This is a genomic window from Mesorhizobium amorphae, from assembly GCF_014843845.1.
Taxonomy (GTDB): Bacteria; Pseudomonadota; Alphaproteobacteria; order Rhizobiales; family Rhizobiaceae; genus Mesorhizobium; species Mesorhizobium amorphae_A.
The window spans coordinates 164,327-186,052 of record NZ_JHQS01000016.1 but is presented as its reverse complement, the minus strand read 5'-3'; the positions used below and the strand labels follow the sequence as shown (position 1 = coordinate 186,052).

The 21,726-nt window shown below is 64.0% G+C and carries 21 protein-coding genes, 1 pseudogene and 1 riboswitch; of the genes and pseudogenes, 6 read left to right on the top strand and 16 right to left on the bottom strand.

What is annotated here, in order from left to right; all coding sequences use genetic code 11:
- Positions 1–192 precede the first annotated feature (192 nt).
- Complete coding sequence (locus DH08_RS10375) at positions 193–966, bottom strand: ABC transporter substrate-binding protein (RefSeq protein WP_192179207.1); 774 nt, start codon at positions 964–966, stop codon at positions 193–195.
- Positions 967–1,062: 96 nt separating this feature from the next.
- A complete protein-coding gene (locus tag DH08_RS10370; RefSeq protein ID WP_192179206.1) occupies positions 1,063–2,157 on the bottom strand; it encodes a 2'-deoxycytidine 5'-triphosphate deaminase in 1,095 nt (364 codons plus the stop codon).
- A gap of 144 nt (positions 2,158–2,301) precedes the next feature.
- Positions 2,302–2,379, top strand: a riboswitch (SAM riboswitch).
- A 55-nt stretch (positions 2,380–2,434) separates the two neighbouring features.
- Between DH08_RS10370 and DH08_RS10365 the strand changes: the two genes are divergently transcribed.
- Positions 2,435–3,622 carry an O-succinylhomoserine sulfhydrylase gene (locus tag DH08_RS10365; protein WP_192179205.1) on the top strand — a complete coding sequence of 396 codons (1,188 nt, stop codon included), beginning with the start codon at positions 2,435–2,437 and terminating at the stop codon, positions 3,620–3,622.
- Between the two features lie 39 nt (positions 3,623–3,661).
- Here the strand turns inward: DH08_RS10365 and DH08_RS10360 are convergent, their stop codons facing one another.
- Positions 3,662–4,810, bottom strand: coding sequence for a ceramide glucosyltransferase (locus DH08_RS10360; RefSeq protein WP_192179204.1), 1,149 nt, complete (start codon positions 4,808–4,810; stop codon positions 3,662–3,664).
- Positions 4,811–5,040: 230 nt separating this feature from the next.
- Between DH08_RS10360 and apaG the strand changes: the two genes are divergently transcribed.
- The gene (apaG, locus tag DH08_RS10355) at positions 5,041–5,433 is read left to right on the top strand and encodes a Co2+/Mg2+ efflux protein ApaG (RefSeq protein WP_192179203.1); all 393 of its coding nucleotides are present in this window, start codon (positions 5,041–5,043) and stop codon (positions 5,431–5,433) included.
- 86 nt (positions 5,434–5,519) lie between these two features.
- Here apaG and DH08_RS10350 read toward each other — a convergent pair whose 3' ends face one another.
- The 3 genes from DH08_RS10350 to DH08_RS10340 form a co-directional block, all read right to left on the bottom strand.
- Positions 5,520–6,554: an Hsp33 family molecular chaperone gene (locus DH08_RS10350; RefSeq protein WP_192179202.1), complete on the bottom strand. Its 1,035-nt coding sequence runs from the start codon at positions 6,552–6,554 to the stop codon at positions 5,520–5,522.
- A 78-nt stretch (positions 6,555–6,632) separates the two neighbouring features.
- Complete coding sequence (gene argF, locus DH08_RS10345; RefSeq protein WP_006199941.1) at positions 6,633–7,544, bottom strand: ornithine carbamoyltransferase; 912 nt, start codon at positions 7,542–7,544, stop codon at positions 6,633–6,635.
- 17 nt (positions 7,545–7,561) lie between these two features.
- Complete coding sequence (locus tag DH08_RS10340) at positions 7,562–8,761, bottom strand: aspartate aminotransferase family protein (RefSeq protein WP_192179201.1); 1,200 nt, start codon at positions 8,759–8,761, stop codon at positions 7,562–7,564.
- Positions 8,762–9,118: 357 nt separating this feature from the next.
- Between DH08_RS10340 and DH08_RS10335 the strand changes: the two genes are divergently transcribed.
- Positions 9,119–9,637, top strand: a complete 519-nt coding sequence (locus DH08_RS10335) for a GcrA family cell cycle regulator (RefSeq protein ID WP_192179200.1) — start codon at positions 9,119–9,121, stop codon at positions 9,635–9,637.
- 72 nt (positions 9,638–9,709) lie between these two features.
- Here the strand turns inward: DH08_RS10335 and DH08_RS10330 are convergent, their stop codons facing one another.
- From DH08_RS10330 to DH08_RS10320, 3 genes are all read right to left on the bottom strand, one after another.
- Positions 9,710–10,720, bottom strand: coding sequence for a magnesium and cobalt transport protein CorA (locus DH08_RS10330; RefSeq protein WP_192179199.1), 1,011 nt, complete (start codon positions 10,718–10,720; stop codon positions 9,710–9,712).
- 91 nt (positions 10,721–10,811) lie between these two features.
- Complete coding sequence (gene phoU / locus DH08_RS10325; RefSeq protein ID WP_192179198.1) at positions 10,812–11,537, bottom strand: phosphate signaling complex protein PhoU; 726 nt, start codon at positions 11,535–11,537, stop codon at positions 10,812–10,814.
- Positions 11,538–11,652: 115 nt separating this feature from the next.
- Complete coding sequence (locus tag DH08_RS10320) at positions 11,653–12,918, bottom strand: ATP-binding protein (protein ID WP_192179197.1); 1,266 nt, start codon at positions 12,916–12,918, stop codon at positions 11,653–11,655.
- Positions 12,919–13,033: 115 nt separating this feature from the next.
- Between DH08_RS10320 and ppk2 the strand changes: the two genes are divergently transcribed.
- Entirely contained in the window at positions 13,034–13,939 is a 906-nt protein-coding gene (gene ppk2, locus DH08_RS10315; RefSeq protein ID WP_192179196.1) for a polyphosphate kinase 2, read from the top strand.
- Positions 13,940–14,031: 92 nt separating this feature from the next.
- Here the strand turns inward: ppk2 and DH08_RS10310 are convergent, their stop codons facing one another.
- From DH08_RS10310 to DH08_RS10300, 3 genes are all read right to left on the bottom strand, one after another.
- Positions 14,032–14,781, bottom strand: a complete 750-nt coding sequence (locus tag DH08_RS10310) for an enoyl-CoA hydratase-related protein (RefSeq protein WP_192179195.1) — start codon at positions 14,779–14,781, stop codon at positions 14,032–14,034.
- Positions 14,782–14,797: 16 nt separating this feature from the next.
- Complete coding sequence (locus tag DH08_RS10305) at positions 14,798–15,436, bottom strand: acyl-homoserine-lactone synthase (RefSeq protein ID WP_192179194.1); 639 nt, start codon at positions 15,434–15,436, stop codon at positions 14,798–14,800.
- A 97-nt stretch (positions 15,437–15,533) separates the two neighbouring features.
- Positions 15,534–16,265: a helix-turn-helix transcriptional regulator gene (locus DH08_RS10300; protein WP_006199958.1), complete on the bottom strand. Its 732-nt coding sequence runs from the start codon at positions 16,263–16,265 to the stop codon at positions 15,534–15,536.
- Between the two features lie 263 nt (positions 16,266–16,528).
- Between DH08_RS10300 and DH08_RS10295 the strand changes: the two genes are divergently transcribed.
- On the top strand, positions 16,529–17,368 hold the full coding sequence (locus DH08_RS10295) for an ABC transporter substrate-binding protein (RefSeq protein WP_246800767.1): 840 nt from the start codon (positions 16,529–16,531) through the stop codon (positions 17,366–17,368).
- Positions 17,369–17,384: 16 nt separating this feature from the next.
- On the opposite strand, the gene DH08_RS10290 is transcribed toward DH08_RS10295, so the two are convergent.
- Positions 17,385–17,798 (bottom strand): tellurite resistance TerB family protein, encoded by a 414-nt coding sequence (locus DH08_RS10290; protein ID WP_192179193.1) that lies wholly within the window; start codon positions 17,796–17,798, stop codon positions 17,385–17,387.
- A gap of 156 nt (positions 17,799–17,954) precedes the next feature.
- Between DH08_RS10290 and DH08_RS10285 the strand changes: the two genes are divergently transcribed.
- Entirely contained in the window at positions 17,955–19,604 is a 1,650-nt protein-coding gene (locus DH08_RS10285) for a lysine--tRNA ligase (RefSeq protein WP_192179192.1), read from the top strand.
- Here DH08_RS10285 and DH08_RS10280 read toward each other — a convergent pair.
- From DH08_RS10280 to DH08_RS10270, 3 genes and pseudogenes are all read right to left on the bottom strand, one after another.
- On the bottom strand, positions 19,567–20,406 hold the full coding sequence (locus tag DH08_RS10280; RefSeq protein ID WP_345892372.1) for a thermonuclease family protein: 840 nt from the start codon (positions 20,404–20,406) through the stop codon (positions 19,567–19,569). The two genes, DH08_RS10285 and DH08_RS10280, sit on opposite strands and share 38 nt — an antisense overlap.
- On the bottom strand, positions 20,407–21,051 hold the full coding sequence (locus DH08_RS10275) for a S24 family peptidase (protein WP_192179191.1): 645 nt from the start codon (positions 21,049–21,051) through the stop codon (positions 20,407–20,409).
- 136 nt (positions 21,052–21,187) lie between these two features.
- Positions 21,188–21,722 (bottom strand): annotated as a pseudogene (locus DH08_RS10270) (thioesterase family protein).
- Positions 21,723–21,726 lie beyond the last annotated feature (4 nt).

Below are 21,726 nucleotides of genomic sequence, written 5' to 3'. Positions count from 1 at the left end.
GTCCGCCACCGCATCCGCTACAATAACGGATTCGGCCAATGTTGAGTTACAAGGGGGGCGCTGTCCCTCCAGCGTCTCAATCGAGAGCACCTGCCCTTCAGCTGTCGTGGGCGAGGTTGGCGATCCTTCGCGCCCCCCTCTGCCCTGCCGGGCATCTCCCCCACGAGGGGGGAGATTGGCAGTTTCAACCTCTCAATAAATATCGAAGTCGAAATACTTGGCCTGGATTTTCTTGTAGGTGCCGTCGGCGACGATGGCGTCGATGGCCGCGTTGAGCTTGTCGCGCAGTGCGGTGTCGTCCAGGCGCACCGCGATGCCGGCTTGCGTCTCGGTGCCCTTGACGTCGCCGACCATCTTGCAGCAGCCGTCGCTTGCCTTCTTCATCCAGTCGACCAGCACGAACTTGTCAGAGATCACCGCGTCGAGGCGGCCGTTCTGCAGATCGGTGATCGCCTCTTCCTGGGTCGGGTAGAGCTTGGCTTCAGCGCCGGCCTTGCCGTAGACGTCCTGGGCGAAATCGGCCTGGGTGGTCGATGCCTGGGCGCCCACCGTCTTGCCGGCAAGGGCTGCCGGGTCGGTCGAGGTCAGGTCGCTGTCCTTCGGGGCGACCAGCGCAAGCGGCGTCGTGTAGTATTTGTTGGTGAAGGCAACCTGCTTCTTGCGCTCTTCGGTGATGCTCATAGACGCAATGATGGCGTCGAACTTCTTGGCCTGGAGGGCGGGAATGATGCCGTCCCAGTCCTGGGTGACGATTTCGCATTCGACCTTCATCTGCGCGCACAGCGCATCGGCGATATCGACGTCGAAGCCGACGACCTTGCCGTCCGGGGTGATGGTGTTGAACGGCGGATAGGCGCCCTCGGTGCCTATCTTCAGTTTCTCCGCTGCCTGCACCGACACCGAACCGCCGCCGAGCGTCAGCAGGGCAGCCGCGGCTGCCGACAGGATCCATCTCGAGATTTGCATGGTCTTCCCCTTTATTTCCGTCACCTCGACGGGCTGAGGCACAGCCAAGCATGGCACGCCCGGTCAGGCAAGCACGGTCTGGCGGTGGCGGAAAGATCAGCGCGCGGCGCGGAAATGCTTGGACAGTTTCAGGCCCTGTGCCTGGTAGTTCGAGCCGAGATCGGTGCCGTAGAGCGCCTGCGGCCGTTTCAGCATGTGCTCGTAGACCAGCCGGCCGACGATCTGGCCGTGATCGAGGATGAATGGCACTTCATGGCTGCGCACTTCGAGCACCGCACGGCTGCCGGTGCCGCCGGCCGCCGAATGGCCGAAGCCCGGATCGAAGAAGCCGGCATAGTGGACGCGGAATTCGCCGACCAGCGGGTCGAAAGGCGTCATCTCGGCGGCATAGAGAGGCGGCACATGCACCGCCTCGCGCGACACGAGGATGTAGAACTCGTCCGGATCGAGCACGAGTTCGCCGGCGCCGCTCTTGTAGAGCGGCTCCCAGAAATCGACGACGTCCTGCGCGGCACGCTTGTCGACATCGATCAGGCCGGTGTGGTGCTTGCCGCGATAGCCGACCAACCCATCCTTGTCGCCATCGAGATCGATCGACAGTGCAATGCCGCCGCCGGAAATGTTGGGCGGCTCGGTGGCCACCAGCATCTCGGCATGATGCAGGTCGCGCAATTCGCTTTCCGACAGCAGCGCGTTGCCGGTGCGGAAACGGATCTGCGACAGCCGCGAGCCGGCGCGTACGACGATCGGAAAGGTGCGCGGACTGACCTCGAGATAGAGCGGACCATGATAGCCGGCGGCGATCTTGTCGAACTCGTGGCCGCGATCGGTCATCACGCGGGTGAAGATATCGAGCCGTCCGGTCGAGCTCTTCGGATTGGCGGAAGCAGAAATGTCCGACGGCAGCGCCAGGCTTTCCAGCAGCGGCACGATGTAGACGCAGCCCGTTTCCAGCACCGCGCCCTCAGCGAGGCTGAACTCGTGCAGCTGCAGCCGCGCGAGCTTGTCGGCGACCTGATGATCGGGGCCTGGCAGGAAGGAGGCGCGCACGCGCCAGGCCTTATCGCCGAGCCTGAGATCGAGGCTGGCCGGCTGGATCTGGTCCGCGTCGAGCGCGCGCGGCGACTTCAGCGCGCCTGACTGGAAGAGCGCGGAAATGTCCTGATCGGGAAGAATGCCTGTTCGCCGCAAAGGCTGGCTCCGCTGCAACACCGCAAGTTTTTTGTCGCCGCAGGTTCTTGGCGCAAAACCGTGGAACACTTTTGCGGAACCTGCTTGGTACAAACCTCTTAATCAAGCCGGCAATTGACGCAAGCGCGGTGCGGGTCTAAAGGGTCGTTATCCCGTGGTGATTTGGCCGGTCGGCTTGCAGCCACGTTAAACAAGTCGCTAAAGGACCGTTGGCCGCAAGGCCGTATGGACCGGTTGCGACTTTCGCGGCCGGTTTTTTTGTGTTTGGGACAGAGCAATGACCAAGAAGCGCGACTGGAAACCTCAGACGGCACTCGTGCATGGCGGGACCTTGCGTTCCGGCTTCGGTGAGACCTCCGAGGCGATGTACCTCACCCAGGGCTATGTCTACGAGACGGCACAGGCCGCGGAAGCCCGCTTCAAGGGCGAGGAACCGGGCTTCATCTATTCGCGCTATGCCAATCCGACCGTCGACATGTTCGAAAAGCGCATGTGCGCGCTGGAAGGTGCGGAGGACGCGCGCGCCACCGCCTCCGGCATGGCGGCGGTGACGGCGGCCCTTCTGTGCAGCGCCAGGGCCGGCGACCATATCGTGGCGGCGCGTGCCCTTTTCGGCTCCTGCCGCTGGGTGGTCGAGACGCTGGCGCCGAAATACGGCATCGAGGCGACGCTGGTCGACGGCACCGACATCGCCAACTGGGAAAAGGCGGTCAAGCCGAACACCAAACTTTTCTTCCTCGAAAGCCCGACCAACCCGACGCTGGAAGTGGTCGACATCGCCGCCGTCGCTGCGCTTGCCAATTCGATCGGCGCCAGGCTGATCGTCGACAACGTCTTCGCCACGCCCTTGCAGCAGAAGCCCTTGCAGCTCGGCGCCCACATCGTCGTCTATTCGGCGACCAAGCACATTGACGGCCAGGGCCGCTGCCTCGGCGGCGTCATCCTGTCGGACAAGAAGTGGATCGACGAGAATCTGCACGACTACTTCCGCCACACCGGCCCCAGCCTGTCGCCGTTCAATGCCTGGACGCTGCTCAAGGGCCTGGAGACGCTGCCGCTGCGGGTGCGCCAGCAGACGGAAAGTGCCGGCAAGATCGCCGACTTCCTCGCCGAACGCCCGGAAATCGCCCGTGTGATTTATCCGGGCCGTGCCGACCATCCGCAGGCCGATATCGTCAGGAAGCAGATGACGGGCGGCTCGACGCTGATCTGCCTCGACGTCAAGGGCGGCAAGCAGGCGGCGTTCGCCTTCCAGAACGCTTTGGACATCGTGCTGATCTCCAACAATCTCGGCGACGCCAAGAGCCTGATAACCCATCCGGCGACGACGACGCACAAGAACCTCAGCGACGAGGCGCGCGCCGAACTCGGTATCGGTCCGGGCACGCTCAGGCTTTCGGTCGGACTTGAGGATGCGGACGATCTGCTCGCCGATGTCGAGCAGGCGCTGAAATCAGCCAAGTAAAGGGTTCAGACTGCGATTGGACAAACGCCTGAGCCTTGCTCAGGCGCCCTCTTCCAGTTCGGTCATGGCCTTGGTGCGGATGGTCATCGCATTGCCGCGCCAGTCGACGGCGCCGCCGAGCCAGCCGCGCGCCCAGATCGCCGGCAGCATCACGTCGCGCACCATCATCGCCGGGATGGTGCGTGGCGACAGATACCAGCCCTTGGCCCAGGCCAACGCGCATTCCGGCACATAGGCGAGCGCCAGGACACAGAGCGCGGTGAGCGGCAGACTGATGCCGGCACCGGCCGCTGCGACCAGCGCCAGCCCCAGCGGCACGGCCACGCCGGTCAGGATTTCGGGAGCGAAGAACAGCGGAAAGGTGACGCGGCGCAGGCGCGCCCAACGGGCCTGGCGCGACCAGATTTCGCCGAGACGCCGCTCACCCAGCGGCTGCTCGAAGGGAGAAGCGACAAGATTGACGCGCAGCCCCAGCCCGTTGACCAGCTTGGTCGCGGCGGCGTCCTCGGCGATCTCGGCGGCCAGCGCGCGGATGCCGCCATTGGCGTCGAGCATAGGCTTCTTCCACAGCATGCTCTTGCCCTGGGCGAAGCCGAGGCCGAGCGCCTCGCCGGTATACTGCCAGCGCGCCTGCAGCGTGTTGAGGAAGGCGCATTCGACCTCGGCCCAGAAGCCGTCCGGCCGCGAGCCGATCGGCGTCGAGCAGACGAGGCCGGTGTCGGGCTGCCATGCCGCCATCAGGTGCTGGACATAGTCCCTCGGCATCAGCACGTTGGAGTCGGCAAGGATGACCCAGTGGTGGCGCGCCGCTTCCCAACCCTTGACGCAATTGTTGAGCTTGGGATTGGCGCTGATGCGGTCGTCACCGACCAGCAGCCGGGCCGGCACCTTCGAAAACCGGACGATCGCCCTGTTTATCAGCTTGACCACCGGATCGTCGGCGTGGGCGACGCAGAAGATCAGCTCGTAGCGCGGCCAGTCGAGCGAGAAGGCGCGCTGAAGCGTTTCTTCGGTGAACGGCTCGACGCCGCGCGAGGGGATGACGATCGACACCGGCGGCACCTTGCCGGGTGGCCGCGCAAGCGTGCGCGGCCGCTTCAGCCTGAAGGCCGCAAGCAGGATGCCGGCGAGATTTGAAAGAATGAGGGCTGTCGAAAGCACGGCGGCGGCGATGACGATCAGTTCCATCGAGATCTGGTCACTCCGGAAAAGCCGGCCGGAAGATGGCCGATTTGAACAGGTCGACAGAGCGCTTGAGTCGCCCGGCACGGTCCGTGCACACCATCATTGTCATGTGTCACTTAAATGACATTGTTTGGCGGCAGGTGCGCACAAAGACGGAAGAGACAGGCGCCGCGCTCCGTTGACCTAGTCAAAGAGTGCACCGAGACTTCCGCCAGGACTGTTTGGAGTTGCTCATGTACCGCGCCATTACGCGCAACATCGAAGTGCAGGTCAGGCCGTTCTATCTCGAGGATCGCTCCGATCCGTCGGAGAACCGCTATGTCTGGGGCTACCACGTGACCATCGACAACCAGTCGGACGAGTTCGTGCAGCTGATGTCGCGCTATTGGCACATCACCGATGACACTGGCCGGGTCGAGGAGGTACGCGGCGCCGGCGTCGTCGGCGATCAGCCCGAACTCAACCCCGGCGACAGCTACCAATATACGTCCGGCTGCCCGCTCTCGACGCCGTCCGGCATCATGGTCGGCCATTACACGATGCGCAACAAGCGGGGAGAGACGTTCGACATCGCCATCCCCGCCTTCTCGCTCGATCTGCCGGGCACGCGCAGGACGGTGAATTAAGGGAGCAAGCGGTCTAAAGTTCGCGCCGCCCCTCATCCGCCTGCCACCACCTTCTCCCCGTATGGTGACGGGGAGAAGGAGTTACGTCACTGAGCCGCCGCGAACTCCGCAGGGTCGAAGTCGTACTGCGTCGAGCAGAACTCGCAGGCGACATGGATGCCGCCATCCTCGGTGCTGTCCTTGATCTCCTGCGCCGAGAAGCCTTCGAGAATGCCGCGGATCTTCTCGCGCGAGCAGGAGCACTGGTCGGCCACCGGCACGCCGCCGAAGACACGTACGCCATGCTCGTGGAACAGCCGGTAAAGCAGCCGCTCGGCGCCGACGGTCGGATCGATCAGTTCGGTCGGCTCGATGGTGCCGAGCAGGGCCAGCAGTTCCTGCCAGGAATTGTCGACAGGGTCATGGACCTCTTCGCGCGGATCGCCGTCGCCGCCGGAAATGTCCGGCACGCGCATGCGCTCCGGCGACTGCGGCAGGAACTGCGCCAACAGACCGCCGGCACGCCATTGCTCGCGGGGACCACCGATGCCCGGCGTCACCAGCTTGGCAACCGAAAGCCTGAGATCGGTCGGGATCTGCTCCGACTGGCGGAAATAGGTGCGCGCGGCTTCTTCCAGCGTCTCGCCGTCGAGCTGGACGATGCCCTGATAGCGCTGCGTATGCGCGCCCTGGTCGATGGTCAGCGCCAGCACGCCGTTGCCGAGCAGCGTCTGTTGCGAGATCTCGCCGGCAGCCGTCAGCGCCTCGAGCCTATCGGGGTCGAAGCGTGCATAGGCCCGCAACGCGGACGGCGTCGAGAAATCCGCCACCAGCATGTCGACCGGCCCGTCGGTGCGGGTCTGCAGGATGAATTTGCCCTCGAATTTGAGGGAGGTGCCGAACAGCACCGTCAGCACGCAGGCTTCCGCCAGAAGGCGAGCCACCGGCTCGGGATACTCGTGGCGTCCAAGGATGGCGTCGAGCATCGGACCGAGCTGGACGGTCCGGCCGCGTACGTCGAGCGGGGCGACCTCGAACGGCACGACGTGATCGTCGCCGGCATAGCCGAATTCGCCGAGTTGAGGGTGGTGTTCAGTCACTTGACGGGTTTCCAACATGACAAAGCTCCGGCGCGCGGCCATGCGGCCCGGAGGGGCACATGCACCGAAACGCGCTCAATTTGCGTGATGGCCCGCAGATAGGCATCACACCTCCGGAGATCAAGCGCCCAGGCACCAGGCCAAAACCGCCTTCTGGGCGTGCAGCCGGTTCTCGGCTTCGTCGAACACCACCGAATGCGGCCCGTCGATCACCTCGTCGGTGACCTCCTCGCCGCGATGCGCCGGCAGGCAATGCATGAACAGGGCGTCGGGCTTCGCCTTGGCCATCAGCGCCGCATTGACCTGGTAGGGCAGGAAGACGTTATGGCCGCGGGCACGGTGCTCCTGGCCCATCGACACCCAGCAGTCGGTGACGATGCAATCGGCCTGGTGGACAGCTTCCTCGGGCGAGCGGGTGAAGCTCAGCTTGCCGCCATGCGCCTTCGACCAGTCGACATGCTTCTCGTCGGGCTCGCTGCCTTCCGGCACGGCGACGTTGAGGTTGAAGCGGAAGCGTGCGGAGGCTTCGAGCAGCGAATGCAGCACGTTGTTGCCGTCGCCGGTCCAGGCGATGGTTTTGCCGGCGACCGGACCGCGATGCTCCTCGAAGGTCATGATGTCGGCCATCAGCTGGCATGGGTGGGTGTCGTCGGTCAGCCCATTGATGACCGGAACGGTGGCATTCTCGGTCAGTTCGAGCAGCCGCTCATGCGAGGTGGTGCGGATCATGATGGCGTCGACATAGCGCGACAGAACCTTGGCCGTGTCGGCGATGGTCTCGGAACGGCCGAGCTGCATCTCGGTGCCGGTCAGCATGATGGTTTCGCCGCCGAGCTGGCGCATGCCGACGTCGAAGGATACGCGCGTGCGCGTCGACGGCTTGTCGAAGATCATCGCCAGCACCTTGCCCTCGAGCGGCTTGGTCCGCTCGCCGGCCTTGAGCCTGGCCTTTCGCACCACCGCATCGTCCAGCATGAAGCGCAGATCGCCTTCGGAAACGGCGGACAGGTCGGTGAAGTGGCGAACGCTCATCGGGAATGGTTCCAGGATTACTTCGCGGCGGCCGCGGCGATGGCATCGGCCAGGCCCTTGGCGCCGGCGCGGATGCGGTCGAGCGCCTCGCTGATCTCGGCGTCGGTGACGGTGAGCGGCGGCAAAAGGCGGATGACGTTGTCGCCGGCCGGCACCGCCAGGAAATTCTGGTCGCGCAGTGCCATGTTGACCTTGGTGTTGGGCATCACGCATTTGAGGCCGAGCATCAGCCCGGTTCCCCTAATGCCCTCGATGACATCGGGGAATTCGTCGGCGACGCCGGCCAGCCCCTGTTTCAGCAGCAGCGCCTTGCGTTGCACATCCTCGAGGAAACCATCTTCCAGCACCACGTCGAGCACGGCGTTGCCGACCGCCATCGCCAGCGGGTTGCCACCGAAGGTGGTGCCGTGAACGCCGGCGGTCATGCCGACCGCGGCTTCGTCGGTGGCGAGGCAGGCGCCCATCGGGAACCCGCCGCCGATGCCCTTGGCGATCGCCATGATGTCGGGTGTCACACCCGTCCATTCATGCGCGAACAGCTTTCCGGTACGGCCGATGCCGCATTGGACCTCGTCGAAGATCAACAGCAGGCCGTGCTGGTCGCAAAGCTGCCGCAACCGCTTCAAGGATTGCGTCGGCACCGGGCGGATGCCGCCTTCGCCCTGCACCGGCTCGATCAGGATGGCGGCGGTCTCCGATGTGATCGCCTTTTCCGCCGCGTCAATGTCGTCGAAACCGACCTGGTCGAAACCCTCGACCTTGGGGCCGAAGCCTTCGAGGTATTTGTACTGGCCGCCGGCGGCAATCGTCGCCAGCGTGCGGCCGTGGAAGGCGCCTTCGAAGGTGATGACGCGGAAGCGTTCGGGATGACCCTTGACGAACTGGTAGCGCCGCGCCGTCTTGATGGCGCATTCCAGCGCCTCGGCGCCGGAATTGGTGAAGAACACCTTGTCGGCGAAAGTGGCGTCCGCCAGCCGTTCACCCAGCCGCCTCTGCTGCGGAATCTCATAGAGATTGGAGACGTGCCACAGCTTGCCCGCCTGCTCGGTGAGCGCGGCGACCAAATGCGGATGGCTGTGGCCTAGCGAATTGACCGCGATGCCGCCGGCAAAATCGAGATATCGCTCGCCCTTGTCGGTGACCAGCCATGTCCCCTCCCCGTGGTCGAAGGCCAGGGGTGCGCGAGCAAAGGTCTCGAAAAGCGCCGAACCGCTCATTATATGCGTCTCCGGTACCGGAAAATCAAAAAAGCCGCCAAAGCGGCGGCCTTCGCGGCTTATCGTGTTTTTCGGCCATGAAGTCAACGAAAACGTCGCGCATAGGCGCGCGGCACGCCCCTCGACAGGACGCCGGCTCATCAGCGACCGGGCAAGTTGGGGAAAACCGTAAAAACTGATTCGTGTTGCCTTTGGGACTCTTGTCACCGAGTCCGCGCATGAGGTATTTGTAGTCGAGAAATAACTAGATTTCGTGCGGCGGACCCAATCACCCGGTATATGTGGTGTTGTCTGCCCGGCGGGAGCCGGGACGGGAAAGGATTCCGATCGCCGCACTTGCAGCAGGAGCGCGGTCTCATGAACTGGACTGACGAGCGGGTCGAACTTCTCAGGAAACTGTGGTCGGAAGGGCTGAGCGCCAGCCAGATTGCCGCACAGCTCGGAGGGGTCAGCCGTAATGCGGTCATCGGCAAGGTGCATCGCCTGAAGCTGTCGGGCCGCGGACGCGCGACGGCCAGCCCGGCGCGCCAGAAGAAAGCCGTGCAGGGCTCGTCCGTCCAGAAATCGGTGTCACGCGCCGCAAGCACACAGCGCCACGTCACCACGTCGATCGGCGCAAACGCGCTGCAAGTGCAGTTCGATGCCGAACCGGTGGCGCGCCACTACATCCGCCCGGTCGAGAATGTCGTCGTGCCGATCTCGCGGCACCTGCAGCTGGTCGAACTGACCGAGCGCACCTGCAAATGGCCGAATGGCGATCCGCTTTCGGAAGACTTCAACTTCTGCGGCAACGATGCCGCCGAAACCGGCCCCTATTGCAAGTATCACGCAAGGGTGGCGTTCCAGCCGGCGTCGGAGCGGCGGCGGAGCCGCTGAGCGGCGTGAGTAGTGAGTAGCAGGCGCCGAGCGCCGCCGCCAATCACTACTGACTACTGGCTACTCGCTCCTTCACAGCCATCCATTCTTGCGAAACCGCCAGTACAGGAACGAGCAGATCATCGCGATCGCGCCCAGCACGACCGGATAGCCGTATTCCATCCTCAGTTCCGGCATGTCGTTGAAGTTCATGCCATAGATACCGGCGAGCGCCGTCGGCACCGCCAGGATGGCAGCCCACGAGGCGAGCTTCTTGGTGTTCGCGGTTTCCTGGCTCTGGCCGACCAGAAGGCTGGCCTCGAAGGCAAAGGCCAGAACTTCCCGCAGGCTGTCGATCTTCTCCTGGACGGTGCGGATATGATCGGTGACGTCGCGAAACAGCGGGTGCATGGCGGCATGGATCTGCGGCAACTCGGCGCTGGTCAGCCGGCGGCAGACCTCCACCAGGGGGAGTGCTGCATTGCGCAGGCGCAACAGATCGCGGCGTAGCATATAGAGCCGCTCGATGTCAGGGCCGGTCATCGGCTGCAGCAGCACCCTGTCCTCGATCGCCTCGACCTCGTCCTCGATCTGCTCGAGCACCGGCATGTAATTGTCGACGATGAAGTCGAGAATGGCATAGAGGACGAAATCCTCGCCCTTGGCCAATGAATGCGGGCAGCTTTCCCAGTGCTGGCGAACGGCCGCATAGGAGGTCGAAGGGCCGTGCCTGACGCTGACGATGTAGCCGGCGCCGACGAACAGATGCGTCTCGCCGAAGGTGACGCGGCCGTCGATCAGTTGCGCAGTGCGGGCGACGATGAACAGGGCGTCGCCATATTGCTCGATCTTCGGCCGCTGGTGCGGATGTTCGGCATCCTCGATGGCCAGTTCATGCAAATGGAATTGCGCCTGGACGCGCAGCAAGAGGTTGCGATCCGGTTCCAGAAGCCCGATCCAGACGACGTGGCCGGGCTTGGCCGCCCATTCGCCGGCCTCCTCGATCGGAATGTCGGCGATGCGCCGGCCGGCCGTATAGACGCTGGACGCGATGATACCGGATGTCGGCGGCGGGGCCGGAGTCAGGTTCCGAACGTTTTCCATCGCTACCTCCTGAGGACGTGGCCTCGGGTCAGGATCGGGTACGTTCGGGGGAGCTTAGCCTAAATCAGCCAAGGGTTCGAGGGGACGTCGATCACTTAGCCGGAACGGTACCGGGAAGGACGACCTTGTCGGTCTTGTCGCCCTTTGGCCGCTCGGCCGGCATCTGGTCGCCGGTGACGATGTAATAGATGGTCTCGGCGATGTTGGTGGCGTGGTCGCCGATGCGCTCGATGTTCTTGGCGCAGAACAGCAGATGCGTGCAGGGCGTGATGTTGCGCGGATCTTCCATCATGTAGGTCAGGAGCTCGCGAAAAAGCGAGGTGTACATGGCGTCGATCTGGTCGTCGCGGTCGCGCACGAAGCCGATCTTCTCGACCGAGCGCGAGGCATAGACGTCGAGCACTTCCTTGAGCTGCGTCAGCGCCAAATTGGCCAAGGCCTCAAGGCCGCGAAACAGGCTCGTCGGCTGACGCCCGTCGGTGACGGCTGCCACCCGCTTGGCGACGTTCTTGCCGAGGTCGCCGACGCGCTCGATGTCGGCCGAGATACGGATCGCGCCGACGATCTCGCGCAAATCCGTCGCCATCGGCTGGCGCTTGGCGATGATGACGATCGCCTTGTCATCGATCTCGCGCTGCCCTTCATCGAGGACGATATCGTCGTGGATGACCTTCTGGGCGAGACCGGGATCGGCATTGACCAGGGCGGTGATCGCCTGCTCGACCATGCGTTCGGCATGGCCACCCATCGCAGCGATCCGCTTCGACAGGTATTTCAGCTCTTCGTCATAGGCACTGACGATGTGAACGGACTGCATGGGACGAAATGCCTTCCCCGGATCTTCTGGCCCGAGTCGTTTCCTCGAATCCTGTGCTGATACGCGAGCCGGATGACAGAAAGAAGAAACGGCCAGTTAGTAAAATAGTACAGCCTTACCGCGCCGGCAAATGAACCGAGAACGCCGCGCCCTTGCCGACTTCCGACTTGATCGACAGCCTGGCGTTGTGGCGCGTCAGGATGTGCTTGACGATCGACAGTCCCAGGCCCGTGCCTTTCTGGGTGCGGCTGTTCTCGACATCGACGCGGTAGAAGCGCTCGGTGATGCGCGGGATATGCTCTTCGGGAATGCCGGGGCCATAGTCCCTGATAGTGACGTCGATGCCGGCTTCGGGGCCGGTCTCGGTGCGGGCGATCGACACCGTGACGCGCCCGCCCGACTGGCCGTATTTGCAGGCGTTTTCCAACAGGTTCTCGAAGACCTGAAAGAGTTCGTCGCGGTCTCCCGGCACCTCGAGCGGCCCCTCGACGAAATCGCGCTCGATGACGACGCCGGTTTCCCGGGCCAGCGGTCCAAGCGAGTCGATGACGCTGTCGATGGTCTGGCGCAGATCGACTTCGGTCCCCGGTTTCAGATAGGGCTTCATCTCCAGCCGGGACAGCGACAGGAGGTCGTCGATCAGGCGCGCCATGCGGCCGGTCTGGTTCTGCATGATCTGCAGGAACTGGTCGCGCGCCGCCGGATCGCCACGGGCCGGTCCTCTCAACGTTTCGATGAAGCCGGAAATCGAGGCAAGCGGGGTGCGCAGTTCGTGGCTGGCATTGGCGATGAAGTCGGCGCGCATCCTGTCGATCCGGCGCGCCTCGCTCTGGTCCTTGAACACCAGCACATAGAGATCGGTGGCGTGGCCGACCGAGGACGCACTGACCCGGTAGGCCCGCTCGACCGGCAGCTTTTCGGTGTAGTCGACAACGTCCGAAGCGACGGTCCCCGACAGCAGATCATCCAGCAAGGCCTGCATTTCGGGCGCGCGGAATTTCAGCGACAGCGACATGCCGGGCGCGATGCCGCCGAAGGCAGCGAAAGCGGCCGCATTGGCGTGAACAATGGTGGCGGCGCGGTCGAAGATGATCAGCGGATCGGCGACGGCGGCGGCGAGATATTCGCCGGAAAGCCGCTGCAGCCCGCTCGCCTCGATCGCAGCCGCATCCTCGGCAGACTGGCGCGCGGCACCGGACGGCAGCAGCGCCGCCGCAAGCAGCAGCGCCAAGGCGGCCAGGACGACATAGGCGGACATGCCGGCAAAGCCATAGACGGCGAGGACCGCGACGATGCCCGCTGCCAGCAGCCAGCGGCTGTTCCACAGCCGGGCGGCTATCGGCTGCGCCGTGCTCGTCTGTTCTGCGTCCAGGTCAGCCATTCGCTCGCGCGCACCCTATGCCTTCGCACCCGGTTTGCCGGTGGCGGAAACTTCCGCTGGACCGGCTTTGAGGCTCCCAATAGCATGAGTCCGCAAGCTGAAAAGGTTCGTCTCGATGAAAAAAACCAAGGAAAGTCCCGCCCCGGCACCGGCACAGGGTCCGTTGAAGATCAGGATCGACGGCAAGGAGCGGGAGTTCGACATCGAGAACCCCGTGCTTCCCGACTGGATCGAGGACAACAAGCTAACCGCGGGCGGCTATCCTTACGACAAGAAGATGAAGAGCGAGGAGTATGACGAGACGCTCGAGCGGCTGCAGATCGAGCTGGTCAAGGCGCAGGCCTGGCTGCAGGCAACCGGCAAGCGGGTGATGGCGCTGTTCGAGGGACGCGATGCCGCCGGCAAGGGCGGCACGATCTTCGTGCTGCGCCAGTACATGAACCCGCGCACCGCGCGCAACGTGGCGCTGACCAAGCCGACGCCGACAGAGGTTGGGCAGTGGTACTATCAGCGCTATGTCGCCCACTTCCCGACGGCGGGCGAGTTCGTCACCTTCGACCGCTCCTGGTACAATCGCGGCGGTGTCGAGCCGGTCATGGGCTTCTGCACCCCCGAGCAGCATGAGAAATTCCTCGACGAGACGCCGCATTTCGAGCGGATGATCTGCAATGAGGGCATCCATTTCTTCAAATTCTGGCTGGACATTGGCCGCGAGACGCAGCTCGAACGGTTCCACGACCGTCGCTACAGCCCCTTGAAGAACTGGAAGTTCTCGCCGATCGATATCGCCGGCATCGGCAAATGGGACGACTACACCAAGGCGCGCGACCTCATGGTCGAGCGCACGCACAAGGAGTTCGCGCCCTGGATCATCGTGCGGGCCAACGACAAGCGGCGGGAGCGGCTGGCCGTCATCCGGCGCATCCTTTTGTCGCTGCCTTATGACGGTCGCGATCTCGATGTTGTCGGCAAGGAAGACAAGAAGATCATCGGCGAAGGGCCATCATTCCTGGAAAAATGACTGGCCTGAAAAAATAGCGGGTCTGGAAACGCACCGAGCCTTTCTCCGGATCGGCTCATTTCGCCGACGATCAACTTACTGGCCAGGCGGCTTTATGCCGCCAGCCGGGCAATGCGCTGCAGCCGCTTCAGGGTGGTGTCATCCTGCAGCGCCTGCTGGAACAGCGATATCTCCTGGTCGATGCGGTCGCAGAGCGCGTTGGTGTCGCCTTTGAGCAGGCCGCGCGTCTGCAGGAGCGCCGCGACCGGTTTTTTGGCGAGTTGCCTTGCCCGGCCGAGAGCCGCTTCCTCGGCACCGCCGTTTGCCACGATCTCGCCGACCAGGCCGAGTGCCTTTGCATCTTCGGCATGAAGCGTGTCGCCCAGGCAGAAGAAGCGGAAGGCGCCGGCATAGCCCAGCTTCTGAGGTGCCAGGATGCTGGTTGCCGCGTCCGGCACCAGGCCGAAATCGACAAACGGCACCCGGAATGTGCTGCCGCGCGAAGCGATCACCATGTCGCAATGGAACAAGATGGTGCAGCCGACGCCGACGGCATCGCCGTCCACGCAGGCAAGTACCGGCTTGGGAAAGGTCGCCAGCGTGCGGAACATGTCGGTGACCGCGGCGATAAGCTGCTGATGCTTGGTGGCGTCCAGGAATTCGGAAAAGTCGCCGCCGAGGCAGAAGCAGCCTGCCAGGCCGCGCAGCACCACGACGCGGACGTCGTCGTCAACGGCGGCCTCATGGAAGGTCTTGGCCAGGCTCGCATAGGCGCGCCTGTCGAGGACGGGCCGGCCGTCGTCCGAGGAAACCGTGACGATCAGCGTATGGCCACGCAATTCGGGTTGCGGGTGGGTATTCATGGCGGGTCTCCAAATCTCACGAGGCCTGTTTCATTCCGAGCCTGTCGGGGTATCCCCTGGCCAGCACCGGCGCGTGATGATTGCGGCGCGAACGCACGACATCGAGTGTATGTTCGTTGAAGGTGAGCAGCGTGGCGACGACCTGCTGGTTGCCGTAGGTGCGCTGGTAGCCTAGCGGCGTTGCCAGGAAGTGCAGCTGCAGCGCCCGCAGGACCCACATCGGCTCGAATTCGATGATGACCTGGTTGATGCTGCGCGGCAGCCCCCACTCGACGAAACCGGCGATCAGCTCGGTGCCGACCGTCGACACGCCGCGCTTGCCGTCACGAAAACCCGGCGCCACAGCATAGCGGGTCAGTTCCCAGACATTCGGCCCCGAGGGCGGCGTCCCTTCATAGAGGTCCGCCAGCACTTCGGTCAGAAGATGTGCCCGCGTCGTCGGCAGCATCCGTTGATAGCCGGCGACCTCCCCGTTGCGGATGACGATCTGGTGCACCGCCTCGTCATGGTCGAACTGGTCGATCTCGAGGCCATCGGGGCGCTGAAGATCGGTCCACCCCATTTCCTCGACGAAGATCTTGTAGCGCAAACGATGGACGGCCTCCCAGAGGTCGGGACGATCCATCAATTCCTGTGTGGTAAGGGAAAAAAGCATTAGCCGTCTCCTGGTTTCAAGAGGAAGATACGGCCGGGCTTTCCCGAAAAAATTACGCGATCACGTAGGCAAGAATTTCTAGGCCGGCGCGGCCGAACTAACTAATATAGCCGCGCCTAATGGCTTCCGCGACCGCCTGCACCCGATTGACGGCACCAAGTTTGCTTTTGGCGTTAAGGAGATGTTTCTCGGACGTGTGCTCCGAGATGCCTAGAATTTGAGATATCTCCCACTCGGACTTGCCGACGGCGGCCCACTGCAGGCATTCGCGCTCGCGCGGCGTCAATTCGATGTGATCGATGGTCTTGCCCGCCATCGTGTGGATTTGCATGGCGCGGCCGATCGCATAGGTCGACACCAGCGACACGATTCCGAACTCGGCCTCCGAAAGTTCGACGGCCTCGCCGCCCAGCGACACCATGACGATCAGGCCGTCGAGGGTGATCAGCGGGAAGGCCAGGCCGTCGCGCAGCTTGAACTCCCTGGCGTCGCCCATGACTTCGCCGCTGCTCTTGTCGATGCGGATGCTTTCGGACGCTTCGCGCCATTGGAACGGCGCCTGAAGCTGCTTCATGTGGCTGACGACGGGGTCATGATCGACATAGTTGCGCGCCACGTAGCGCTCCAGCCATTCGCCCGGCCAGTCGCACAGCAGCACATGATCCTTCTGCTGGCCGCGCGGCGTGCCTGGCTGCGGAACGGTTCCCGCCATCAGCGCCGTCAGGCCGAAATCCGACGTGACCCCAAGCAGCCTTTCACAGACCGCCGCCGCCGTGTTGGCGTGCTGCAGCTGATCGATGTATTCCAGCGTGCGATCGAAATGTCCCATCGCAACATCTACCCTATGTTGCCTGCCGCCTCAGAGATCGATGGTAGATGCCCGAGACGCGCCTCGCCATCAACCCCGGATTGCAAAGCTGCACCGCTTTCGTGACGCCGGCGAATGCCTCCCTTTCGGCCGGCGGCGCGCTGCTATTTGCAAACCCGCTAAACCATACGCCTAAATCAGCAAGTTGAAATCAAAAACCATTGTGCCGGCGCCATTTTCGTACGAAAAGCCGAAAGCATGACGGGCGGAGCTCTATTGTGACATTGCGGTGGATACTCATCGCCCTGGTATCGATACTGGTCGGGGCGCAGTCGTTTGCCGGCTTCGCCGCCGAGCCGCAGGTGCCGGTGCTGTGGGATGCGAAGGAGCGGCTGCCGAAGCCCGACCTTTCCGCGCTGCCGCGGTTGAGATTCCTCACCACCACCGATTTTCCGCCGTTCAACTTTCTCGACGGCGCCGGCCGGTTGTCCGGTTTCCACGTCGATCTGGCACGGGCGATCTGCGCCGAACTCGGCATCGCCGAAAAGTGCCAGATCCAGGCGCTGCCCTGGGGCGAGCTCGACGCGGCGCTTCAGAAGGGCGAAGGCGAGGCCATCATCGCCGGCATCGCCGCCACGCCGGAGAGCCGGTCCAAATACGCCTTCTCGCGCTCCTACCTTCAGTTTCCAGCGCGCTTCATCATGCCGAAAACAACGGCCTTCGCGGAACCGATCTTCGACAAGTTGCGCAGCAAGCGCGTCGGCGTCATCGCCGGCTCGGCGCATGAGCGCATGCTGCGCGCCTATTTCGGCGCCGTTCAGGTCGTCCCTCTCGACAGCGCGGAAAAGCTCTACGGCGACCTCAAGGCCGGCAAGATAGACGCCGCCTTCGGCGATGGGATGCGCTTCGCCTTCTGGCTGGGCGGCACGGACGCGGCGGGCTGCTGCCGTTTCGCCGGGGGGCCGTATCTGGCGCCGGAATATCTGGGATCGGGCATGGCCATCGCCACCAGGGCAGGCGATCCGGCCCTGGCCGCGGCCATGGACTACGCGCTGCAGGAGATCTCGGTGAAAGGTACGTTTGCCGAATTCTATCTGCGCTATTTCCCGGTCAGTTTCTTCTGATGCGCAGAACCTCTCGCTAAGTGAGGGTCCTAAGCCGGGCCTTCGCCGCACGCGCGATGGCTGCGACGGTCAGCGTGTCGAGATCGAGCTTCAGGCGGATGAGCTGCAGCACCCGCACCTCCTCCAGGCGCATTTCGAGATCGACGGCGGCGACCTCGAAGGCGGCGGCATAGGCGGTGTCGCGCAGCCTTTCGGGCAGCGCTTCGGCGACACGCGCGAGAACACCTTCCAGGCCGCCCTTTTCGTGCAGCCTCTTCTGGCAATCCTGGGCGATGCCGACAAGCCTGTCGTGGCTGAAATCCTCGAACACCGGCCATGTGCGGACGACGTCGCCGATGCGCGCCAGTTCGACATCGGTCATGTCGCGATCGGAAGCCGAGGTGATGACCATCAGGTAGATCAGCGCTTCATGCGGGGACGGCAACGGCATTCGGGAACTCCTTGAAAGGGCCTCGTAGTTAGGAACAGCATATGGGAGCCGCAAGGAAAAACAGCCGCCATCGTTGACGCCCAAGGCAGGCACGCCTAGAGACCGGTTGAAAAACTCCCTTCCGGCGGCGCCGGCGAACGACTTGGAAACAGTGACATGGCGGGATCAAACATCATCGATCTCAATCCCGAGATGCTTGTGGCGGCGGCCGAAAGCAAGGCCTGGCCGTTCGAGGAAGCCAAAAAAATCATCGAGCGCTACAAGAACACGGACTTTCCGGAAACCGTCCTGTTCGAGACCGGCTACGGGCCGTCCGGCCTGCCGCATATCGGCACCTTCGGCGAAGTCGCGCGCACCTCGATGGTGCGCCACGCCTTTCGCGTGCTGACCAGGGACGCGGTCAAGACCAAGCTGCTGTGCTTCTCCGACGACATGGACGGCATGCGCAAGATCCCCGACAGCGTGCCGGATCGCGCCGCGCTCGAGCCGTATCTGCATATGCCGCTGTCGTCGGTGCCCAATCCGTTCGGCGGCGACTTTGCGAGCTTCGCGGACCACAACAACGTGATGCTTTGCCGCTTCCTCGACACGTTCGGGTTCGACTACGAGTTCGCCAGCGCGACCGAGTATTACAAGGCCGGCCGTTTCGACGCGGTGCTGCTGCGCGCGGCCGAACGCTATGACGAGATCATGGCGGTGATGCTGCCGACGCTTGGGCCGGAGCGCCAGGCCACCTACAGCCCGTTCCTGCCGATCTCGCCGAAGAGCGGCCGCGTGCTCTACGTCCCGATGAAGCATGTCGACGCCAAGGCCGGCACCATCACCTTCGACGACGAAGGCACCGAGACCACGCTTTCGATCAGGGGCGGCAAGGTGAAGCTGCAGTGGAAGCCTGACTTCGGTATGCGCTGGGCGGCGCTGGGCGTCGATTTCGAAATGTTCGGCAAGGACCACCAGACGAACGCGGTGGTCTACGACCGCATCTGCAACATTCTGGGCGGACGGGCACCGGAGCATTTCGTCTACGAACTGTTCCTGGATGAGAACGGCCAGAAGATCTCGAAGTCGAAGGGCAACGGCATCACCATCGACCAGTGGCTGGCCTATGCGCCCACGGAAAGCCTTGGGCTCTACATGTACCAGCGGCCGCGGCAGGCCAAGAAGCTCTATTTTGACGTCATCCCGAGGGCCGTCGACGAGTATTACACCTTCCTCGCCGCCTATCCGCGGCAGGACTGGAAGGAGCGGCTGGGCAACCCGGTCTGGCACATGCATGACGGCAACCCGCCGGCAATCGACCTGCCGGTGCCGTTCTCGCTGCTGCTCAATCTGGTTAGCGCCTCCAACGCCCAGAACAAGGACGTGCTGTGGGGTTTCATCTCGCGCCACGCGCCGGGCGTGACGCCGAAGACGCATCCCGAGCTCGACAGGCTGACGGGCTATGCGATCCGCTACTTCGACGATTTCGTGAAGCCGGCCAAGGTCTACCGCGCCGCCGACGTGGTGGAGCGCGAGGCGCTCAGCAAGCTTTCGGAGGCGCTCTCCGTATTGCCGCCCGCGGCCGACGGCGAGGCAATCCAGAACGCAGCGCTCAACGTCGCGCGCCGGATCGAGCGCTACCAGGACCATTCCAAGCAGAGCCCGGAAGGCGGGCCGGGTGTTTCGGTCGCCTTTTTCCAGATGATCTACCAGGTGCTGATCGGCCAGGAGCGCGGGCCGCGCTTCGGCTCGTTCGCGGCGCTCTACGGCATTGCCGAAACGCGTGCGCTTATTGAGCGGGCTCTGGCTGGTCAGTTGGCGGCGTAAGAACGCCGTCCTCCTCCTGCAGTATCGAGCCCGGCGCCTGCGGCGCGGGGCTTGGTGCCGGCGGAACCGGCGCCAGGCCGGTAAGGATCGGCGCTGATCCGAAAATGCCCTTTTTCGCAGCGCGCGCCTTCTCGCCGGCCTCGACATAAGGGCCGCCCTCGGCGGCGCGGGCCCAGCCGTTCTCGACCAGCCATTGCCCAACATCCTGCTTGCCGATGCGGCATTCCGCCGTGATCAGGTCGCGGCCGCCCTCGGGCGGCACGGTGCAGACCACCGCCCGGCCGCGCAGGAAAGCCCGGAAAGCCGTGCGCGCCCGGACGCCACAGGCCCAGTCCTTGCCATCATCGGTGCAGGTCTCGTCCTGCCCCACGACATCGACGCCCGAGAGCGCGACCGAATAGCCCTTCGCCTCGATCACGCCGGCGGCTGACGCCACCGGCTGGAACAGTTTTGTGCCGTTCCAGTCGTCGGGCATTTTCAGCTTGGGCGGCTTGGGCGGGCCGGCCAGCGCAAGATCGCTCAGCGGCGCGCGCGGTTCGACCCGCTGAAGCTCTTCGGGGGTGAGCGGGGGCGGCGCCACCATTTCGGGATCGATCGACCTGGAATGGGGTGCCGGCTTTATCGGCTGCGGCCCGGGAATGGCCGAGGTGGCCGGCTCTTGGGGCGCAGCGTCGACGTCTGCCTGGATCTGATCGACAGTGACGCTACCTTCGCCACGCTGCACTGTGCGACCGCCGGCGACAACCAGTACCGCCATCGCCGGGACCGCCAGGGCGGCTATGGCGAGATGGAACAGCCGCACCTACTGGCTTGCCCAGACGATCCGCGCCACCCATTCGACATCGCGCATCGGGATATCGCGATCCGGATGCTCGGGATTGAGCGAGATCAGCACGATCGACTTCGTCGTCTGGCGATCCAGCACCTTGGCCATTACCTCGCCGGCATTGGTCTTGACGACGACGCGGTCGCCCTTGCGGGTGGCGGCGCCCGGCTCGACGATCAGCACGTCGCCATTGCGGTAGAGCGGCAGCATGGAATCGCCCTGGACCTGCAGCGCATAGGAGGTTTCGGTCGCCTGGGCAGGCAGCTCGATCAGATCCCAGCCCTGCCCCGCCGGAAAGCCGGCATCGTCGAAGAAGCCACCGGCGCCGGCCTGGGCGAAGCCGAGCAGCGGCACCGAAGACCGCTGCGCCGGCGCGAGGCCGGTCTTGTCGCGGCCTTCGACCAGGCCGGTGAATTCGTCGAGCGAAGCACCAGTCGCCTCGATGATCTTGGCCAGCGATTCGGTCGAGGGCCAGCGCGGGCGCCCATCCGAAGACAGTCGCTTGGACTTGTTGAAGGCGGTCGAATCGAGCCCTGCACGCCTTGCCAGGCCCGAAGCCGACAGCGAATAGCGCTCGGCGAGAGCATCGATGGCGGCCCAGACGCGGTCATGCGAGAGCACTTCGCTCTCCTCCGGAACAGGAAAAAATACCTTTCCTTTCTAGTCCGCAAGCGCTCGATTGTCCACCCGCGAGGTGGCGGATCGTCAACAAAGCGGCAGCGCCGCGCGTGGCTCGCCACACGCACGGCCAGCCTGATCAGGCCGGTCCCTTGGCCAGGCCGCGCAAGCCCTGATGGGAGGCCATGAACATCCGCTCGGCTTCGGTGGGTGGGCGTGGTTGAGCAGAACGGCCAAGCGCAGCCACAACCTCGTCAATGTCGAGAAAGCGGCGACCGCGACGATCGTAAACGCCGCCCGTGGTCATGATCAGCGCAGCCGTTTCACCATTGTCGAGCACGAAACGGTGCTTGCCGATGACCTGCGTGCCTTCCCGAGGACACCACTTCGAAGTGCCGCCACAGCCGGATCTCGCGTACATAGGTCGATTGCAGCCCGCCGATCATCGGCGCCCAGCCATTCTTGCGCGCCAGTGCGATCAGGCCGGCGCGCAGGAATATGTCGATGCGGCCGAGATCGGCCAGCATCATGTAGCGCGCATTGTTGAGATGGTTGTTGAAGTCGATGTCGGTCGGCAGGCAGCGAAAGGCCAGCCGGCTCTCGCCGCCTATCCGGTAAGGGCCACGGCGAGACGCCGTGGCCATCATGCGCGCCATACGCGCCCAGACATACATATCC

Bases quoted from the DNA above. Each gene is read 5' to 3' on its own strand.
- DH08_RS10375 (WP_192179207.1), bottom strand. From the start codon at position 966: ATGCAAATCTCGAGATGGATCCTGTCGGCAGCCGCGGCTGCCCTGCTG.
- DH08_RS10365 (WP_192179205.1), top strand. From the start codon at position 2,435: ATGACCAAGAAGCGCGACTGGAAACCTCAGACGGCACTCGTGCATGGC.
- DH08_RS10360 (WP_192179204.1), bottom strand. From the start codon at position 4,810: ATGGAACTGATCGTCATCGCCGCCGCCGTGCTTTCGACAGCCCTCATT.
- apaG (WP_192179203.1), top strand. From the start codon at position 5,041: ATGTACCGCGCCATTACGCGCAACATCGAAGTGCAGGTCAGGCCGTTC.
- DH08_RS10350 (WP_192179202.1), bottom strand. From the start codon at position 6,554: ATGGCCGCGCGCCGGAGCTTTGTCATGTTGGAAACCCGTCAAGTGACT.
- argF (WP_006199941.1), bottom strand. From the start codon at position 7,544: ATGAGCGTTCGCCACTTCACCGACCTGTCCGCCGTTTCCGAAGGCGAT.
- DH08_RS10340 (WP_192179201.1), bottom strand. From the start codon at position 8,761: ATGAGCGGTTCGGCGCTTTTCGAGACCTTTGCTCGCGCACCCCTGGCC.
- DH08_RS10335 (WP_192179200.1), top strand. From the start codon at position 9,119: ATGAACTGGACTGACGAGCGGGTCGAACTTCTCAGGAAACTGTGGTCG.
- DH08_RS10330 (WP_192179199.1), bottom strand. From the start codon at position 10,720: ATGGAAAACGTTCGGAACCTGACTCCGGCCCCGCCGCCGACATCCGGT.
- phoU (WP_192179198.1), bottom strand. From the start codon at position 11,537: ATGCAGTCCGTTCACATCGTCAGTGCCTATGACGAAGAGCTGAAATAC.
- DH08_RS10320 (WP_192179197.1), bottom strand. From the start codon at position 12,918: ATGGCTGACCTGGACGCAGAACAGACGAGCACGGCGCAGCCGATAGCC.
- ppk2 (WP_192179196.1), top strand. From the start codon at position 13,034: ATGAAAAAAACCAAGGAAAGTCCCGCCCCGGCACCGGCACAGGGTCCG.
- DH08_RS10310 (WP_192179195.1), bottom strand. From the start codon at position 14,781: ATGAATACCCACCCGCAACCCGAATTGCGTGGCCATACGCTGATCGTC.
- DH08_RS10305 (WP_192179194.1), bottom strand. From the start codon at position 15,436: ATGCTTTTTTCCCTTACCACACAGGAATTGATGGATCGTCCCGACCTC.
- DH08_RS10300 (WP_006199958.1), bottom strand. From the start codon at position 16,265: ATGGGACATTTCGATCGCACGCTGGAATACATCGATCAGCTGCAGCAC.
- DH08_RS10290 (WP_192179193.1), bottom strand. From the start codon at position 17,798: ATGCCGTTGCCGTCCCCGCATGAAGCGCTGATCTACCTGATGGTCATC.
- DH08_RS10285 (WP_192179192.1), top strand. From the start codon at position 17,955: ATGGCGGGATCAAACATCATCGATCTCAATCCCGAGATGCTTGTGGCG.